Origin of the sequence: Paraliomyxa miuraensis (genome assembly GCF_026337845.1) — a bacterium.
Classification (GTDB): Bacteria; Myxococcota_A; Polyangia; order Nannocystales; family Nannocystaceae; genus Paraliomyxa; species Paraliomyxa miuraensis.
Genome location: NZ_JAOVZF010000164.1, coordinates 51,068 through 69,820 on the forward strand (window position 1 = coordinate 51,068; position 18,753 = coordinate 69,820).

The following is an 18,753-nucleotide window of genomic DNA, read 5'->3' on the forward strand; positions in this document are numbered from 1 at the left end:
TCGTCCTCGCCCTCAGCCGAACAGGAGCGGCAGCGTCAGCAGCTCGAGCGCCACGATCCACAGCGTCGACGCCATCACGCTGCGCACCATCGAGGCGGTGACCGCCTCGGCGCTGTGCTTGTCGCGACCGCCCTTGGCCACCGCGTCGGCCGAGATCCCCACCGCATAGATCGAGAGCAGCAGCCCCGCCCGCGCCAGCAAGCGCCCATCGCCGGGCGCCGGGTCCAGCAGCTGCGCGGTGACCAGCTCGTAGGCCAGACCCGACTCCACCCCCGTGCCCGAGATGTAGAGCGCCCCGCCGAGCACCATGCCCATCACGAAGATCGCCGACAAGAGCAGCGACGACAGCGACAGCCCCAGCCACGCGGGTCCCCACAGGTAGCGTCGGGGGGAGACCCCCAGCCCCCGCAGCGCCTCGCTCTGACGCGTGAGCGAGATCCCTCCGAGCCACGCCGTGATGGCGTTGCCCGAGGTGGCCGCGAACAGGATCCCCGTCAGTGGCGGGGCCAGGGCGATGATGTGTCGCGAGCCCAGCAGGGTGAACACGAACCCATCGCGCAGCGCCAGGTCGCCGTCGGCAAAGGCGCGATGGAAGATGTAGAGCACGCTGTAGCCGATGAGCGTGGAGACGATCGCGAAGAACGGCGCGGGGCGCAGCAGCGTCTGCTTGAGCACCACCGGCATCACCTCGGCCGCATCGTGCACGGTCCGGCGCAGGCCCCCGCGCAGCAGCTCGGGCAGCGTGCGCAGCGCCTCCATCGGCACCCCGAACGGCTCGACCCACGCGGCCGCGCGCTCGCGCAGCGCGGCCGCCATGCGTCCTCGCGCCGTGCCCGGGGCCGGCGGGGCATCGTCCTCGAGCCGGCGCAGCACCGCCTCGCCCAGCTGCTGCTCGAGACGCCACACCTGCTCGGCGCTGCGCGAGACCTGCGGCGGCAGATCCTCGAGCCGCAGCTCGTCCACCCCGCCCCGCCCGCGATCCATGAACCAGAAGCGATCGGCGAACGCGGCCGCAAACGCGAGGTCGTGGGTGATGACGATCGCCGCTGCCCCGCGCTCGCGGATCTGCTCGCGCAGCAGGGCCGCCAGCACCAGCACGCGGTAGGGATCGAGTCCCACCGAGGGCTCGTCGAGGAACAGCAGGCTCCGCCCGCCCGCCAGCGTGCGGGCCACCGCCACGCGCTGCGCCTCGCCGCCGCTGAGTCGAGTGGCCGCGTGATCGCCCTGGGCCCACTGCCGCGGCAGGTGCATCCGACCCAGCCACTCCTCCACCGCACCATCGTCGCGCGAGGGTGGAGACCGCTCGGGATCGGCCTGGGCGTGCCGCAGCGCCAGCCGCAGGTTGCCGGCCACGCTGAGGTGGTCGAACAGGGCCCCGCGCTGCGGCACGATGCCGATCTGCGCTCGCAGCTCCCGGCGCACGACGTCGACGCCAAAGCCCCGCGACCGCAGCGCCCCGGGCTCCTCGATGCACTGAAGCAGCGTGGACTTGCCCGCGCCGCTGCCTCCCAGGAGCGCGATCACCTCGCCCGGGCGAACCGTCAGGTCGACGTTGCGCAGCAGCTGCACGCCGTCGGGCCGCCGCACCGAGAGACCCTCGAGCACCAGCAGCGGCTCGGGCAGCGGATCCGACACGGGCGCGGCCTCGCTCATTAGCAGCACGGTAGCAGGCCGTGCGGACCGGGGCGACCGTGGGACCGAACCGTGGCTTTTTGCTTCTCTCCTTCCGCCGATGGCGGGCATGCTGGTCCGGGATCCCTGCCATGCTCATCGCCCGTTCGCTCCCGATCTTGCTCGCCCTCACCCTCGTCCCCGCGTGCGGGCCGGTCATCGAGCTGCCCGAGGACGACACCAGCAGCTCGGGCGAGGCGACCACGGGCCCCGTCACCACCGCCTCGCCCTCGACGACCTCGACCTCGACCGTCTCGACTTCGACGTCCACCACCACCTCCTCCTCTTCCGGCTCCACCGATGACGTCGTCGACGACACGGGAGCGCCCTTCATCATCGAGCCCGACGGCGGCGGCTGCATCGTGTCGGGTGACGACCCCTGGCACTGCTCGTTCTGCGACCTCTTTGCGCAGGACTGTCCTCCCGGCGAGAAGTGCATGCCGTGGGCGAACGACGGGGGCAACGAGTGGAACCGCACCCGGTGCTCGCCGATCGACGACGACCCGGGTCAGCCGGGCGACGAGTGCACGGTGGAGGGCTCGGGCGTCTCGGGCATCGATGATTGCGACCTCGGCGTCATGTGCTGGGACGTCGATCCCGACACCAAGGTCGGGACCTGCGTTGCCATGTGCACCGGCGACGAGGTCTTTCCCATGTGCCGCTCGGAGCAGGATCGCTGCCTGATCGCCAACGATGGCTGGCTCGTGCTGTGCCTGCCCACGTGCGATCCGCTGGTCCCCGACGTCTGTGCCGTCGGCGAGGCATGCACCGCCGTGAACGAGCATCCCATGTGCATCCCGAGCGAGGGCGTCGTGGTGCCCCTCTGCAGCGCGGCCGTCTGCAATCCGAGCGAGGCCTGCGTCGGCGGCGACACGCTCGCGACCTGCATGGAGCCCGAGTGCTGCACCCCGTGGTGCGACCTGAACGCCGCCGATCCCGATGCCCTCTGCGCGGCCGAGCCCATGCACTCGTGCCAGCCGTACTACGGGCCGGGTGAAGCGCCCGTGGGTCTCGAGCACCTCGGCGTCTGCCACCTGGCCGCGTGACCACGACCCAGGCGACCACGATGGAGCGGCGGCCCACCGGACGCTTTCCTCGTGGGGTCGGGGAAGGCACGCTCGAACGAACCATGATTCGTACACGCTGCCTCTTGATGCTGACGCCGTTGCCCTTCGCGCTCGCGTGCGGACCGGCGATCGTGCCGCTGCAGGACGAGACCAGCTCCTCGAGCGAGGGCTCCGATGGGCTCACGGCCTCGACCTCGACCTCGACCTCCACGTCGACCACCACCGCCTCCACCAACGACACGACCGGCGACACGACCGACGACACGACCGGCTCGGTCTTCCTGATCGCCCCGGATGGTGGCACCTGTGTGGTCTCGGACGACGGGTACTGGCACTGCACGCGGTGCGACCTCTGGCAGCAGGACTGCCCCGCCGGCGAGAAGTGCACGGCCTGGGCCAGCGACGGCGGCTCGGAGTGGAACGCGACGCGGTGCTCCCCCATCGCTCGCGACCCCGGAGGTCCCGGCGATCCGTGCACGATGATGGGCAGCCCCACCTCGGGCCTCGACGACTGCGACCTGGGGTCGATGTGCTGGGGTGTCGATCCCACGACGCTCGAGGGCACCTGCGTCTCGCACTGCCAGGGCCCCGAGGCCGATCCGATCTGCGACCCGGCCACGAGCTGCGTCATCGCCAACGACGGGGCGCTCGTGCTCTGCCTGCCCCTGTGCGATCCGCTGGCCCCCGACGCCTGCCCCGCGGGCGAGGCTTGCCTCACTACCGATCGCGATGACGACCCCGTGTGCATCAGCGCAGGCATCGAGGTCCAACCCTGTGGTGAGGTCGCGTGCTCGATGGGCGAGGCCTGCCTCGACGACGCGTTGATCGAGGCCTGCATGGGCTTTGGGTGCTGTACTCCGTGGTGCGATCTGAACGCAGCGGATCCCGATGCCGCGTGCGCAGCCGTGCCTGCGCACGCGTGTCTGCCCTACCACGAAGCCGGGACCGCCCCGATGGGTCTCGAGCACCTCGGCGTGTGCCGGTTGCCAGCGTGAGCCGGTTGTGGATCTGCACCATCGAGCTCGCCGCCGCCGACGACCAATGAGGGTGCGCACGAACGCGAGCGGTGAGGGACGCCGTTATTTTGCTCCAGCCTGAAACAACCGCCCACCCGCGCTAGTCTCCCGGCCTCCAATGCCCGTCGTGCCCACCGCCCACCCCGCCGCCGCCCTCACCCGACACCTCGGCCTCGCGCTCGCGCTGTGGGCTGCCGCTTGTGGCAAGTCCCCGCAGACCACCTCCACCGTCACCCCCGAGCCTCCCAAGGCGACCGCTCCGGCCGAGGAGGACGACCTCCCCGCTCGCCTCGAGCGGCTCTCGGCGCGCCTCGAGGAGGCCCGCGTGCGCGGGCACATCCCCGGCATGGCGGTCGCGGTGGTCAAGGGCGACGAGGTGATCTTCGCCGAGGGCTTCGGGCTCGCCGACCTGAAGACCAAGCGTCCCGTCACCCCCAAGACCGTGTTCGCGGTCGGCTCCACCACCAAGGCGTTCACCTCGGCCCTGGTCGCCATGCAGATCGACGCGGGCAAGCTGCGCTGGGACGACCCGGTCTCCCAGCACGTGCCCGAGCTGAAGCTCGTGACCCGCCCCAAGCAGGCCGATGGCACCACCGCCCAGCCGACCCTGCGCGACGTGCTGTGCCACCGCACCGGCTTCACCCGCATGAGCCTGCTGTGGTACGGCAGCCCGCTGACGACCAACGAGGTCTTCACCCAGGCCAGCGGCGCCGAACCCATCGCCGACTTCCGCGAGAAGTTCCACTACAACAACGTCACCTACGCCGCGGCCGGCGAGGCGGCCGCGCGAACGGCCGGGACCACCTGGGAGGCGCTGCTGAAGCAGCGCCTGTTCGATCCGCTCGGCATGAGCAGCACCAACGTCACCGTGCCCGCAGCCAAGGCCAACGAGAACCTCGCCCAGGGCTACCGCTGGCGCGAGGTCCAGGAGGTCCACGAGGCCCTGCCCATGCGCGAGATCGTCTCGGTCGCGCCCGCCGGGGCCATCAACTCCACCGTGCTCGACATGGCGCAGTGGGTGCGCCTACAGCTCGGCCGCGGCACCTTCGAGGGCAAGTCGCTGGTCTCGGCCGAGCGCCTGCAAGAGACCTGGAGCTCGCAGATCGAGGTCGGCGGCGGCATCCACTATGGCCTCGGCTGGATGCTCGGCGACTGGCAGGGCCACCGCGTGGTCGAGCACGGCGGCAACATCGACGGCTATGCCGCCGAGGTGGCCATGCTGCCCGACGACGGCATCGGCTTCGTGCTGCTCACCAACATCAGCGTCACCCCGCTGCAGCGCGAGTCGATGGGCCTCGTGTTCGACAGCCTGCTCGGCGAGCTGCCCAAGGACGAAGACGAGGGTCCGGCCCTCGACCTGCGACCCTACACCGGCCGCTACGTGGTCGACTTCGGCCCCTGGAGCGACGATCGCTTCACCGTCACCGACGAGGGCGGCCGCCTGTTCGTGGACGTGCCCGGCCAGCGCAAGTACGAGCTGCGCCCGCCCAACGCCGAGGGCCGCTGGGTGTTCGCGCTCACCGACACCATCCAGGTCTACTTCGATCGCGGCGCCGACGGCCGCGCCCAGGTCCTGCACATGCTCCAGGGCGGCCTCGACCTCGAGCTGCCGCGCGAGGGCTACGCCTTCCCGATCGAGATCACCCCGGAGGAGGCCGCGGATCTGGTGGGCCGCTTCCGCAGCGACACCCCGCCGCTCGAGGCCTCGGTGCGCGTCGAGAGCGGACGCCTCGTCGCCGACATCAAGGGCCAGATGGCGTTCGCGCTGCGCAAGCCCGGTGAGGACGGCCGCTGGAAATTCCGCGCCAAGGACGACATCGCCGTCAGCTTCCGCCGCGACGACAAGGGCAAGGTCGATGCGCTGATCGTCCACCAGGGCGGCGCCGACGTGCCGCTGGCTCGAGTGGCGACCAAGGAGCGACCGCTGCCCACGGTCGAGGAGCTGCTGAAGACCGCCAAGGCCCAGCGCACCACCCAGCGCCTGCGCAAGCTCGGTCCCATCGAGCTGACCGGCAAGGTCCGCATGCCCTCGTCCAACATCGAGGGGCGCTTTCGCATGGTGATCGATGCCGACCACCACGGGCGGCTCGAGCTCGACCTCGGACGCCACGGGCGCTTGATCGACACCTACGACGGCACCTCGGCGTGGAGCATCTCCACCATCGCCCCGCCCACCGAGTCCAAGGGCAAGTACCTCGAGCAAGCGGCCCACTCGCTGGCCTATCCCATCGGCGACTTCACCGCGGGCTGGGACGGCGCCACCGTGGAGGATCGGGTGGGCGAGGGCAAGGACGAGCGCGTGGTGGTGGTGCTGCGGGCCGAGGGCCTGCCGCCCGCCAAGGTCTTCGTCGACCCCAAGACCGGCAAGGTGACGGCCACCGAGCAGATGTCGCTCTCGGAGGGCGTGGGGGTCATCCCCGCCAAGGGCGAGGTGGGCGAGTATCGCAAGGCCCTCGGCCTCGAGCTGCCCCACCGAGTGAGCTCCTTCAACGAGCACTCGGGTGCGACCATCTTCGAGATCGAGTCGGTCAAGAAGGCCGAGGGCGATCTGGCCACGCTGTTCGGACGGCCGAAGGATCTCTGAGCCGAAACGAGCTCACCGCGGTCCATCCGTTGCTATCATGCGGGCATGCGGTCGCGCATGCTCGTCCCCACATCCCTCGCCGTCACCCTGACGCTCGGCTGTGTGGGTCGATCACCCATCGTGGTCGATGGCAGCGGCGATGCAACAGACTCCGGTGATTCGACGGACACCAACGACTCCAACGACTCCAACGACACGTACGACGAAGGCCCGCCCCCTGCGACGGACGGGCCCGAGATTCCCGACACCTGCGAGCAACTCGAGCTCGCCGTGACCTCCGAGTGCATCGTTGGCGACACGATTGCCTCCACCGAGCATGCCAACGGTCTGTGCGAGGCCGAGCTCGGCGAAGGCTGGAGCTGGCTCGAGTTCCACGCGACCTGGGGCTGGTCGGTAGACGCGCAGATCCACCCCGACGCCTGGAGCACCGCCTCGCGGGCGTGGGTCTGGATCGACGACCAAGACGCCGAGTGCTTCTCGTCGCCCACGCGCGAGGTCACGGCCGGCCAGTCCGAGCACTTCGGCATGACCTGGCACCCGGTCGAAGCCAACGACGACTGCAGGGCCGCGAGCTGCAACGACTCGCGCGGCCTCGACGAGCCCGGCCTCGACCCGCTCGAGACGAACGAGGACGCGCTGCAGTGCAACCCCTATGAAGGGGATACGCCCTGCTCGCGCTGTCGACCGCTGCTCTGCGTCAGGACTCTCTGACGACTCCGATCCTGGGCGACCCTCCTGCGCACGGGGCCCGGCCGCCGTCGGCTCGGCCCTGGTGGGACTTGTGCGTGTATTGCGCCCATCGAGACCGGGACTGAAAAGGAAAGTTCTTCTCAAATTCCCACCACGTCCCGCCCACGGATGCATCGGGTCGTTCGGGGCTCAGCCGCGGTCTGTGGCCGACCATCCACGCTCGACCGTATTGAAAAGGAAAGTCAAATCCAGTACGGTCCTGGACCAATCATGAAGATCGCGACCCGCTGTGCTGCCTCGGCCCTCGTGGCCTTCGTTTGCTCGGGATGCCGTGAGGACGATCCCCACGTGCACTCGGGCGTGCCCGACGACGCGCACGAAGCCATCGAGGCGTATGCGAGCATCGTGCATGCGAGCTACGAGGACTCGCTGACCGAGGCTCGAGCCCTCGACACGGCCCTCGACGCCCTGATGGCCGATCCGTCGGAGGCCAACCTGACGGCAGCCCGCAGCGCGTGGCTGGCCTCGCGCGAGCCCTACCTCCAGACCGAGGTGTATCGCTTCTACGACGGTCCCATCGACGATCCGACCGACGGACCCGAGGGGCTGATCAACGCCTGGCCGCTCGACGAGGCGTACATCGACTACGTCGACGGTGATTCCGCGGCGGGCATCATCAACGATCCGGCGATCACCATCGACGCCGCGACCCTCGAGTCGCTCAACGAGCAGGGCGGGGAGGCGAACATCGCCACCGGCTACCACGCGATCGAGTTCCTGCTGTGGGGGCAAGACCTGTCCGACGCCGGGCCGGGAGCGCGCCCGGCAACCGACTACGTGACGGACGGCACCGGGACCGCCGAGAACCAAGACCGGCGCGGGCAGTACCTGGGCACGGTCTCCGACATGCTGGTCGGTCACCTCGAGGGGCTGGTCGCGGCGTGGGCACCGGGCCAGGACTACGCCGCCGAGCTGCACGACGCCGATCCCGAGGAGGGCCTGCGCCGGATCCTGACCGGCATGATCGTGCTCAGCGGGTTCGAGACCGGCGGCGAGCGGCTGCAGACGGCGCTGGACTCGGGCTCGCAAGAAGACGAGCACTCGTGCTTCAGCGACAACACGCACCGCGACATGGTCCAGGACATCCAGGGCGTGCAGAACGTGTGGCTCGGCTCCTACCGGCGGCTCGACGGAACCGAGGTCTCCGGGGTCGGCATCGCCGACGTCGTCCGCGAGGTCGATGCCGGGCTCGCCGACGAGCTCGACCAGCAGATCGCCGAGAGCCTGCGCCTGGCCAACGAGCTGCAGCCACCGTTCGATCGGGAGATCGCGGTGGGCAACGCCGAGGGCCAGGCCCGAGTGCAGGCCCTCATCGACTCGCTACGAACCCAGGAGCAGCTGCTCGAACGGGTCTTTCGCACCTTCGAGCTCACCATCCCCGCGCCCGAGTAGAATGCGGGCTCGACCACCCGATGCGCCGCCCCCTCTCGACTCGAACGACGAGCGCCCGCGATCCGTTGCTGGTCCTCTCGCTCGTCGTGGCGCTCGTGACGGGCTGCGAGCTCGCCGAGGGCGGTGCACGGTTCGAGCCCGGCGAGGATCTGCCGGGGGGTGACACCACCAACACGCTGCTGCTCGGTTCGAACGCATTCGCCCTGCCGGCCGAGAACATCACCGACGAGCACGCCTCGATGTTCTTCTCGGGCAACAGCTTCTTCAACCAGCCATGGGTGCAGGCCCCGTCGAGCACCGACTCCCGCGACGGCCTGGGTCCGCTGTTCAACGCCCGCTCCTGTGCGGCGTGCCACTTTCGGGACGGGCGGAGCAGCCCGCCGCTCTCGCCCGACGAGCCCTTCGTGGGAGTGCTGCTGCGCCTGAGCATCCCGGGTACCGGGCCCCATGGCGACGTCGTGCCCGAGCCCACGTATGGCGATCAGGTGCAGCCATTCGCGATCCTCGACGTGCCGGCCGAGGCGACGCCCACCGTGGAGTACACGCCGAGCTCCGGCCAATTCCCCGACGGTGAGCCCTACGAGCTGCTGTCGCCCGTGTACGCGCTCACCGAGCTCGCGCACGGTCCGATGGACGACCAGGTCATGATCTCCCCCCGGGTGGCCCCGGCCGTGTTCGGCCTCGGCCTGCTCGAGGCCATCGACGAGGCGCACTTGCAGCAGCTCGAGGATCCCGACGACGACGACGGCGACGGCGTCTCGGGCCGGATCAACCGCGTGTGGGACGTGCAGCGGCAGACGACGAGCGTGGGTCGCTTCGGCTGGAAGGCCGAGCAGCCCACCGTGCGGCAGCAGTCGGCCGGGGCCTTCATCGGCGACATCGGCATCACCAGCACGCTGTTCCCCGCCCAGACGTGCACGGACGTGCAGGCCGAGTGCGCCAGCGCCATCGACGGTGGCACACCGGAGATCGCCGACCACCTGCTCGATCGCGTCGAGGTCTACGCCAGCCTGCTGGCCGTGCCCGTGCGCGAGCGCGCCGAAGACCCCACGGTGCTGCAGGGCAAGGCGGTGTTCCACGAGCTCGGGTGCGCCGATTGCCACGTGCCGTCCCACCACACCGGATCGGATGCAGCGCTCGTGGAGGTCCGGGACCAGGAGATCTGGCCCTACACCGACTTGCTCTTGCACGACATGGGGGACGCCCTGGCCGATGGTCGCCCCTCGTTCGGCGCCGATGGCCGAGAGTGGCGCACGCCTCCGCTGTGGGGCCTGCGGCTCTACCCCGTCGTCAACGGTCACGACCGGCTGCTCCACGACGGGCGGGCCCGCGGCGTGACCGAGGCGATCCTCTGGCACGGCGGCGAGGCAGAGTCCGCCAAGCAACGATTCATGGCACGATCGGCCGCGGAGCGGCGGGCGCTGGTCGAATTCGTGGAGTCGCTATGAAGACGATCGATGGGCTCGGGCTCGTGTGCGGCTGCGCGCTGCTCTTGGGGTGCTCGGACGACGAGCCGGAGGACTTCCGCCGGCGGGTGCTCGTCTCGTGGGGCGAGCACGTGATCTTGCCGCTCCAGCACGACTTCGAGGCGCGGGCCGTGGCGCTCGACGAGAGCGGCCGGGCGCTGTGCGAGGCGCCCTCGGCCGAGCGCCTGGCCGCGGCGCAGGCGGCCTGGTGGGACGCACGAGAGCCCTGGAAGCAGAGCGAGATCTTCGCGTTCGGGCCGTACGAGGACGCGCCCCTGCGGCTGGGCCCCAAGATCGATTTTTGGCCCGCGCGGGTCGAGGACATCGAGCTGGTGCTGGGCGGCACCGATCCGATCGCCGCCGAGATCCTGGGGGCCACGCAGATCGGGCTGCCGGTCGTGGAGTACCTGCTCCATCAACCGAGCGCGGCGGACGTGGCGTTGGTGGACGAGCTCGCGCAGTCGCCCCGCCGCTGCGACCACCTCCGGGTCACGACCGGCGATCTGGTGGTGCGGGCCGGGCAGATGCGGCAGGCCTGGGATCCCGAGGAGGGGGCGTACCTCCTGCAGCTGACCCACCCTGAGCAAGGCGACTCGATGTTCGAGACCCTGCACATGGCGCTGGGCGAGGTCGTCAACCGGATGGCGCACACCATCGAGAACATCCGGGTCGACAAGCTGGGCCGCCCCCTCGGGACCACGGAGGACGCCCTGCTGCCCGATCCCGACACGGCCGAGTCGCGCTTCAGCGGTCGGTCGCTCCAGGACATTCGCGACAACCTCCGCGTGATCGAGCGGCTGTACTTCGGCGACGACTCGCCCCAGAGCCTCGGGCTCGACGACTACGCGCGCGAGCAAGGGCACGACTTCACCCAGACCATGGCCGACGAGCTCGCGTCGAGCCGCGAGGCCCTCGATCTGGTGCCCGAGCCGCTGACGCTGGCCGTGGTGGACGCGCCGGGACGCGTGGACGAGCTCATCCGGCGACTGGGCGCCCTACAGCGCCTGATCCAGGTCGACATCCTCAACGCGCTGTCGCTGACCCCGACCTTCAACGACAACGACGGAGACTGATGCCGGAGCCCGAGCCGCGCAGTGCGTGGATGCGCTGGCTCGAGCGGCCCACGCCGTCGACCGGGCTGGCGGCCTTCCGCATCCTGTTCGGCGCGCTGATGCTGCTGTCGGTGGCTCGGTTCTGGGCCCGGGGGTGGATCGACGAGCTCTACATCGACCCGAGCTTCCACTTCACCTACCTGGGGTTTGGGTGGGTGCGCCCCTGGCCGGCCTGGGGCATGGCCCTGCACTTCGCGGTGATGGGCGCGGCCGCCCTGGCCCTGATGCTGGGGGCCTACACGCGATGGAGCGCGGCCCTCTTCTTGCTCACCTTCACCTATGCCGAGCTCCTCGAGAAGGCGGCCTACCTGAACCACTACTACCTCGTGAGCCTGCTGGCGCTGCTGCTCGTCGTCGTGCCCGCGGGAGCCACCTGGTCGGTCGACGCCTGGCGCCGGGGAGACAGGCCGACCGTGGGGCGATGGGCCTACGTGCTGCTGCGGGCCCAGGTGGCGGTGGTGTACGTGTTCGCCGGGCTGGCCAAGCTCGACGGCGACTGGCTCTTGCGAGCAGAGCCGCTGCGCACCTGGCTCTCGGCCCACGCCGATCTGCCGCTCGTCGGCGCCCTGCTGACCACGTCGGCCGCGGCGTATGCCATGAGCTGGGGCGGGATGCTCTACGACCTGAGCATCGTGGCGTGGCTCTCGTGGCGACCAACGCGGCGCGTGGCCTACCTGGTGTCGATCTTCTTCCACGTGAGCCTCTGGATCCTGTTTCCGATCGGGGTGTTCTCGTGGGTGATGCTGGCGTCCGCGACGCTGTTCTTCGATCCCGCCTGGCCGCAGCGGCTGGTGGCCAGGCTGCGCACGCGAGCCCCCTCGCGCGGCTCGAGCCCGAGTGATCGCCCCGGCCGGCTGCACCCGGTCGCCGTTGGCCTGGGCGCGACGTACCTGCTCGTGCAGGTCGTGCTCCCGTGCCGCCACGTGCTCCATCCGGGGGCGGTGAACTGGACCGAGCAGGGCTATCGCTTCGCGTGGCGAGTGATGCTGATCGAGAAGACCGGACAGGTCGAGTACGAGGTCTTCATCGGCGACGAAGCCCGCTTCATGGTCCATCCCCGCCGCGAGCTGACCACGCTGCAGTACCGCATGATGTCGACCCAGCCCGACATGATCCACGAGTATGCCCTCGCGCTCGCCGAGCGCTACCGCGAGCGCGGGCACGACCACGTGCGGGTCCACGCCCACGCCTGGGCCGCGCTCAACGGCCGCCCGAGCCAGCGCCTCATCGACCCGAGCGTGGATCTGGCGAGCCAGCCTCGCTCGCTCCGCACCGCACCGTGGATCGTGCCGCTGCAGGACCACGGCTCGGAGGTGCGCCCCCGCGGGCACGCGTCGGCGCCAACTCGACGGTCGCTGCCCCCACGGTCGCTGCCCCAACGGTAGCTCCCCCCACGGTAGCTCCACCTACGGTCGCTGCCCCGATGGCGAGCGCCGACGGTCGTCGCGGCCCGGGGCACCGTGATACCGTGTCGTGGGGTGGCACGATGCCGGTGACGTCGAGGATCGCAGCGGGGCTCGTCGTGGGCGCGGGGCTCGGGCTGGCTGCGAGCTGTCAGCCCACGAGCTTCGCCTGTGACGAGGACACCTCGTGTGCGGGTCTCGAGGAGGGCCGCTGCGAGCCCAGCGGCTACTGCAGCGTGCCCGACGACGACTGCCCCTCGGGCCACCGCTATGCGCCGCACTCGGGCGCGCTGTCGGGCCAGTGCGTCGACGCGGGCGGCAGCGATACCGGCTCGACCACGCCCGCCGAGAGCAGCGGCGGCACGGTCGTGCTCGATGGCACCACCACCCTGCCCAACCCGGACACGGAGGACGGCAGTGACTCCACCACGGGCCCCTCGTCGCTGGTGTGCCCAGGGGTCGCGCTCATCGACGATCCCTTCGACGCCCGAGCGCTCGATCCCGACTGGTGGACCACCTACGAGGCCGAGGGCGTGACGTTCACGCTGGTCGACGGCGAGCTCTACTTCGAAGCCATCGACGCCACCGGTGACTACACCGGGCTCGTGAACCTCGTGCCGCTCCCACCCGTGGGCTTCGCCGCGGTCGAGCTGAGCACGACGCCCCCCGAGGATGCTCCGGCGCAGGCCTTCTTCGTGCTCGGCAGCAACGACATCTACTACGGGTTCGTGGTGGAGGGGAGCACGCTGTACTCGATCTACGACAGCGACGCAGACGACGACGACCGCACCATCAACCCCTACGACCCGGTGGCGCACCGCTGGCTGCGGATGATCGTCGATGCGGAGGAGGGCACACTGGTGTGGGAGGTGTCGCCCGACGGTCTGGAGTGGAAGCCGCTCGACTCGGAGGACCAGCTCGACAACGACTTCGACCTCTCCACCGCCGTGATGGACTTCGGCGCCGGAGTCTGGGATGGGCCGTTCAGCGCCGATCCGGTCGCGACGTTCGGGCACGCACGTCTTTGCGCGCTCTGAGGCCGCGGCCGCACGAGAGCACCGCAAGCAGGCGCACCTGCAGCGCGCTGGGTCCTGAACGCAGCCGCATCGCGGGGCTCAGGCCACCGAGACCGCCAGCTGCCGCAGCTCCCGGGCTGCGTCCGTGCGCGGCTCGATCACGCCCTGCGCCAGCATCCACGCATAGGCGTCGCGCACCGTGTCCTCGAAGGGTCGCGGCGCGTAGCCGAGCTCGCGCCCGGCCTTGCTGCGGTCGTAGGCCATGCGCAGCATCAGCGGCATGAGCGACTCCGAGGTGTAGAGCGGCTCCCCGCCGCGCATGAACCATGCCGCGAGATCCATGAACGGCGCCCCGATGTCGGCCACCCACTTGGGGCACACCAGGCGCGGCCGCGGCACTCCGGTGATCCGCTCGGCCACGTGGGCGACCTGCGCGATCGTGCGGTAGTGGCCAGTGAGCAGGTAGCTCTCGCCCGTGCGGCCACGCTCGGCCGCGGCGAGGATCCCAACGCCGACGTCGCGGGCATCGACCCAGTCGAACCCGCCGCCGAGCAGCGCGGGCAGCCGACGCTGGTAGAGCTTGAGCAGCACGTGCCCCATGCGCGAGGGCTTGAAGTCGTAGGGGCCCATCACTCCCGAGGGGTGCACGATGACCGCATCGAGCCCATCGGCCACCGCCTCGCGCACCACCGCCTCGCCCTCGGCCTTGCTCACGTCGTAGGCCGGCGCATAGCCCCGCTGGACCCGCGGGCGCAGCTCGTCGGTGGGCTGGTCGAACGGCTCGGGTTCGAACACGTGAACCGAGCAGCAGTGCACCAGCCGAGGCAGCTCGGCCCGCCTGGCCGCGTCGACCACGTTGCGCACGCCTCCCACGTTGACCGCGTCGACCAGGCCGTTCATCGGCCCGATGATCGAGATCTGTGCCGCGAGGTGGATCGCGAGGTCGGCTCCGTCGAGCAGCTCGGGCAGCCCCTCGCCCGACACCACGTCGCCCGGAACCTTCTCGACCGTCAGCCCGCGCAGCTCCACCGGATCGGGCTTGCGGGTCAGCGCACGCACCGTGTCACCCCGCTCGAGCAGCTGTCGCACGAGGTTGGATCCGACGTGTCCGGTGGCTCCCGTGATTGCAACCGTGGCCATGGCGGGCGGGATGGTACGTGGTGTGACCGGGGGGCTGGAATACGGAAGGCCGTACGCCCGCGTCGGTTCGCTCACCTCCGCCGCCCGACGAGCGCTCCCCGCTCACCCCCCGCGCGCCGTGATCCGCCACAGCCGGTGGATCGGCGGCTCGCGGCGAAAGTCGGGCGGCAGGCTGTCGAACGTCAGATCCTCCACCGCCCACCGCTCGCTCACCCGGGCATCGAGCACGAACCGCCGCGAATTGGTCGAGAACAACAGCTCGCCGCCCGGAACCACCCGGGCCATCGTGGCCTCGATCAGCGCCACGTGGTCGCGCCCCACCTCGAAGCGCTCCTCCATCTTCTTCGAGGTGGAGGTGGTGGGCGGATCGAGGAACACCAGATCGTAGGTGCCGCGATCCTCCTCGAGGAAGCGCCGCACGTCGGCCCGGACCAGGCGATGCCGCGCACCCGGCTCGAGGCCGTTGAGCTCGAGGTTGGCCTGGGCCCAGTCGAGGTAGGTGTTGCTCAGATCGACGGTGGTGCTGGCCTCGGCCCCTCCGGCCATCGCATGGACGGTGGCGCTCCCGGTGTAGGCGAACAGGTTGAGGAAGCGCTTGCCCCGGGCGCGCTGCTCGATCCACCGTCGCGTGGTGCGGTGATCGAGGAACAACCCGGTGTCGAGGTAGTCGTGCAGGTTCACCCAGAAGCGGTGGCCACCCTCCTTCACCTGCATGCGATGGCCGGTGAGCGCCAGCGGTCGGTACTGCTCGCGCCCACGCTGGCGACGGCGACGCTTGAGCACCACGTGCTCGGGATCCACCCCGGTGAGCTCGGGCAGGCTGGCGATCACCAGGTCGATGCGACGCGCAGCCCGCTCGGGGTCGACGCGCGACGGAGCCTCGTACTCCTGCACGTGCAGCCAGCGCTCGTAGCGGTCGATCGCCACGTTGAACTCCGGCACGTCGGCGTCGTAGAGGCGAAAGCAGGTCACACCCTCGCGCTCGGCCCAGCGCTCGCGCGTCCGCAGGCCCTTGCGCAGGCGATTGACGAACGGAGCCACCTCGTGACGATCGGCCTCGCTCAGGCGTGGAGGCACCGGTGAAGGCGCGGGCTTGGCCTGGGCCTCGGGCCTGGGCTTGGCCTGGGCCTCGGGCCCGGCCCCAGCCTCGGCCCCGGCCTTGGTCGGCGAGCTCGCGAGCGCGGGGCCCGACGCGGTCTCGAGCGAGGGAGGCAGCGTGTAGCGAAGCACGGTGCACGGCAGCGGTCCGTTGTCGACCGCCAGCGTCTGCTCGGGCACCAGGCCCACCGCGTGGCGCAGTGCATCGTCGGAGGTGAGCACCAGCGCGCGCCAGTCGGGGAAGCAGCGCAGCAGCGTGCGACCGAGCCGGCCATAGAGACCGCGCAGGTCGGCCTTGTCGCCCAGCCGCTCACCATAGGGAGGATTGAGCGCCAAGAGCCCCTGCGGAGGTGCATCGCCGGGCTTCCACTGCCGCAGCGGTCGCACGTCGAGGAGGATCCGATCCGACAACCCTGCTCGAGCGATGTTGGTGCGAGCGAGCCGCACGATGTCGGCGTCGCCGTCGTAGGCCTGGATCTCGACTCGCGGGCTCCGTGTCCCGGCGACCGCCCGCTCGAGCGCCTCACGGCGCACCTCGGCCCATGCCGCGGCGTCATGGCCGTGCCAGGCCGAGAACCCCCACTGCGAGCGTCGCAGCCCGGGGGCCACGTCGTCCGCCATCCAGGCCGCCTCGATCGCCAGCGTGGCCGCGCCCGCCATGGGATCGACGAAGGCACCGCCGCCGGCCGCCACCTGTGGCCAGCCTCCCCACTGCAACAGGCCCGCCGCGAGGTTCTCCTTGAGCGGCGCCGCCCCGTGCTCGCGCCGATAGCCGCGACGGTGCAGGCTCTCGCCGCCGAGGTCGATGGCCACGCTGCACCCGCCGCCGCGGGCAAACGCGTTGATCCGCAGATCGGGGCGCTTGGGATCGACCGACGGCCGACGGCCCGTGCGATCGCGGAAGCGGTCGACGATCGCATCCTTGACCCGCTGCATGCCGAAGCGATCGTGGTCCACCGCCGCGCGCACCCCGAGGTAGTCCACCGCCAGCGTTCCATCGGGCGAGAGGTGCTCCTCCCAGGCGATCGCCCGCACGCCCTCGTAGAGCGCGTCGGCATCGGGCACCGCGAGGTCGGCCAGGTGCAGCAGCACGCGATTGGCCACCCGCGACCACAGGCAGATGCGATAGCCGAACGACAGCGGCCCGCGCACGCGACAGCCACCGGGCTCGGTCCGCACCACGCGAGCCCCCAGCGTGCGCAGCTCCTGGGCGAGCACGTCCACCAGGCCACGGGGCGCGGTCACGAAGAACGAATGCACCGTCATGCAGACGCTCCATCCGGGCGCGCCACGGCCAGCTCGGCCCGCAGCGCGGGGGCGAGGGCGGGCCCGCTCGCGCACACGCTCGGCCCGCGCAGCGTCCATGGTCGACCGCGCATGGTGGTGACCTCGCCCCCCGCCTCGCGGACCAACACCACTCCCGCGGCGCAGTCCCAGGGCTGTAGGCCGTACTCCCAGTAGCCATCGAGCCGTCCCGCCGCCACGTAGGCCAGGTCGAGGGCCGCGCTGCCCGGGCGTCGAATGCCCCGAACCCGCCGGACCAAGTAACCGAATTCCTCGATGTTGATCCCGCGCGCGCGGTCGTAGCCGAACCCGGTGGCCAGCAGGCTCCGCGACAGCGCGTCCGTGTCGGTGACCAGCAGCCTTCGCTCGCCGTGCCGGGGCGAGCGCAACCATGCCCCCTGCCCGCGACAGCCGAAGAAGGTCTCGCCGCGCGTGGGATCGTGCACCACGCCCAGCAAGCCGTCACCGAGCCCCGGCTCCCCGACCGACGAGTACAGGCCAATCGAGACGCTGAAGTGGGGAAAGCGATGCGCGAAGTTGGTGGTGCCGTCGAGCGGATCCACGTACCAGCACGGCCCCTCGGTCGTGGCCACCTCGCCCGATTCCTCGGCCACCAAGCCATCGTGGGGGAAGGCCGCCCGCAGCCGCTGCAGCACCTCGGCCTCGGCCTCGCGATCCGCTTGCGTGACCAGGTCGGCGTCGGACGACTTGGTCTCGATCTCGAGTGCGCCCTCGAAGCGCTGCATCAGTCGGGCCCCGGCCGCGACGGCGGCCTCGAGCGCAACCTCCAGGCGGGCCTCGAGCCCCTCGGCGGTCAGCCCCTCGGGGCCCACGAACGAAGCAGGGCTCATGCTCGCTCGCCCCCGATCAGGCGACCGAGCGCAACCCCGGCCGTGGCGCGATAGAGGCGCGGCGACAGCCGCTTGAGCAGCAGCGCCGGATAGCTCGCGCCCAGCGTGGTGGCCAGCGGTGCCCCGCTCCTCACCGCCCGTACGATGTCACGCGCCACTCGATCGGGCGGGATCCCCATCTTCTCGTAGAAGTCCATCACCCTGCGCTTGCGCTCTCCCACCGCGCCCTCGAGCCGCGCCGCGCGGATGATGTCGGTGGAGATCACTCCCGGGCAGATCGCGGTGACCCGAATCCCAAAGGGGGCCAGCTCGGCGCCCAGCGCCTCGGAGAGCCCCACCACCGCATGCTTGCTGGCGCAGTAGGGCGCCATCGAGGGCACCCCGACCAGCCCGGCCAGCGAGGCGGTGTTGACGATGTGCGCATCGCCGCCTTGATCGATGAGCCGCGGCACGAACACGTGCACGCCGTGGATCACCCCCCACAGGTTCACGTCGAGCACCCAGCGCCAGTCGTCGAGGCTGGTCTCCTGGACGAGGGCACTGTGGCCGACACCGGCGTTGTTGATCAGCACGTCCACGCGACGGTGACGGGCGTAGACGTCGGCCGCGAGCGCCTCCATCGCCGCTGCATCGCGCACGTCGACCACGTGCGCATGCGCCTGCGGGCAATGAAGCCGACACTCGGCCGCCGCCTCTTCCACTCGACCGCGATGGATGTCGATCAGGTGCAAGCGCGCCCCCTGCCGGGCAAAGGCCCGGGCCGTGGAGCGACCGATGCCCGAGCCCGCGCCGGTGATCACCACCACGCGGTCCTTGAACCTCTTGAAGATGCTGAGCATGGCGTTGCGGCCCCGCACGGTAGCACGGCGGCCACGTCCCCCTGGCCCCGGCTCGGCCGTGTGC

At 70.7% G+C, this 18,753-nt stretch carries 14 protein-coding genes; 9 read left to right on the top strand and 5 right to left on the bottom strand.

Annotated elements, in window-relative coordinates; translation table 11 throughout:
- Positions 1-12 precede the first annotated feature (12 nt).
- Positions 13-1,653, bottom strand: coding sequence for an ATP-binding cassette domain-containing protein (locus OEB96_RS43430; protein ID WP_266222875.1), 1,641 nt, complete (start codon positions 1,651-1,653; stop codon positions 13-15).
- A 110-nt stretch (positions 1,654-1,763) separates the two neighbouring features.
- On the opposite strand from OEB96_RS43430, the gene OEB96_RS43435 reads away from it, so the two are divergent.
- From OEB96_RS43435 to OEB96_RS43475, 9 genes are all read left to right on the top strand, one after another.
- Positions 1,764-2,717 (top strand): hypothetical protein, encoded by a 954-nt coding sequence (locus tag OEB96_RS43435; protein WP_266222876.1) that lies wholly within the window; start codon positions 1,764-1,766, stop codon positions 2,715-2,717.
- A gap of 83 nt (positions 2,718-2,800) precedes the next feature.
- Positions 2,801-3,733, top strand: coding sequence for a ribulose phosphate epimerase (locus tag OEB96_RS43440; protein ID WP_266222877.1), 933 nt, complete (start codon positions 2,801-2,803; stop codon positions 3,731-3,733).
- A gap of 148 nt (positions 3,734-3,881) precedes the next feature.
- Positions 3,882-6,338, top strand: coding sequence for a serine hydrolase (locus OEB96_RS43445; protein WP_266222878.1), 2,457 nt, complete (start codon positions 3,882-3,884; stop codon positions 6,336-6,338).
- Positions 6,339-6,383: 45 nt separating this feature from the next.
- On the top strand, positions 6,384-7,049 hold the full coding sequence (locus OEB96_RS43450; protein ID WP_266222879.1) for a hypothetical protein: 666 nt from the start codon (positions 6,384-6,386) through the stop codon (positions 7,047-7,049).
- 249 nt (positions 7,050-7,298) lie between these two features.
- On the top strand, positions 7,299-8,480 hold the full coding sequence (locus tag OEB96_RS43455; protein ID WP_266222880.1) for an imelysin family protein: 1,182 nt from the start codon (positions 7,299-7,301) through the stop codon (positions 8,478-8,480).
- A 20-nt stretch (positions 8,481-8,500) separates the two neighbouring features.
- Positions 8,501-9,928, top strand: a complete 1,428-nt coding sequence (locus OEB96_RS43460) for a di-heme oxidoreductase family protein (RefSeq protein WP_266222881.1) — start codon at positions 8,501-8,503, stop codon at positions 9,926-9,928.
- Positions 9,925-11,019, top strand: a complete 1,095-nt coding sequence (locus tag OEB96_RS43465; protein ID WP_266222882.1) for an imelysin family protein — start codon at positions 9,925-9,927, stop codon at positions 11,017-11,019. Before OEB96_RS43460 ends, OEB96_RS43465 begins: the two co-directional genes overlap by 4 nt.
- Entirely contained in the window at positions 11,019-12,443 is a 1,425-nt protein-coding gene (locus OEB96_RS43470; RefSeq protein ID WP_266222883.1) for an HTTM domain-containing protein, read from the top strand. Before OEB96_RS43465 ends, OEB96_RS43470 begins: the two co-directional genes overlap by 1 nt.
- A 38-nt stretch (positions 12,444-12,481) precedes the next feature.
- On the top strand, positions 12,482-13,498 hold the full coding sequence (locus tag OEB96_RS43475) for a hypothetical protein (RefSeq protein WP_266222884.1): 1,017 nt from the start codon (positions 12,482-12,484) through the stop codon (positions 13,496-13,498).
- 78 nt (positions 13,499-13,576) lie between these two features.
- On the opposite strand, the gene OEB96_RS43480 is transcribed toward OEB96_RS43475, so the two are convergent.
- From OEB96_RS43480 to OEB96_RS43495, 4 genes are all read right to left on the bottom strand, one after another.
- Positions 13,577-14,617, bottom strand: coding sequence for an NAD-dependent epimerase/dehydratase family protein (locus OEB96_RS43480; RefSeq protein ID WP_266222885.1), 1,041 nt, complete (start codon positions 14,615-14,617; stop codon positions 13,577-13,579).
- A 102-nt stretch (positions 14,618-14,719) separates the two neighbouring features.
- Complete coding sequence (gene rlmKL / locus OEB96_RS43485; RefSeq protein ID WP_266222886.1) at positions 14,720-16,981, bottom strand: bifunctional 23S rRNA (guanine(2069)-N(7))-methyltransferase RlmK/23S rRNA (guanine(2445)-N(2))-methyltransferase RlmL; 2,262 nt, start codon at positions 16,979-16,981, stop codon at positions 14,720-14,722.
- On the bottom strand, positions 16,978-17,850 hold the full coding sequence (locus OEB96_RS43490; protein WP_266222887.1) for an inositol monophosphatase family protein: 873 nt from the start codon (positions 17,848-17,850) through the stop codon (positions 16,978-16,980). Before OEB96_RS43490 ends, rlmKL begins: the two co-directional genes overlap by 4 nt.
- The gene (locus tag OEB96_RS43495) at positions 17,847-18,689 is read right to left on the bottom strand and encodes an SDR family NAD(P)-dependent oxidoreductase (RefSeq protein WP_266222888.1); all 843 of its coding nucleotides are present in this window, start codon (positions 18,687-18,689) and stop codon (positions 17,847-17,849) included. The genes OEB96_RS43490 and OEB96_RS43495 overlap by 4 nt, the downstream gene beginning before the upstream one ends.
- Positions 18,690-18,753 lie beyond the last annotated feature (64 nt).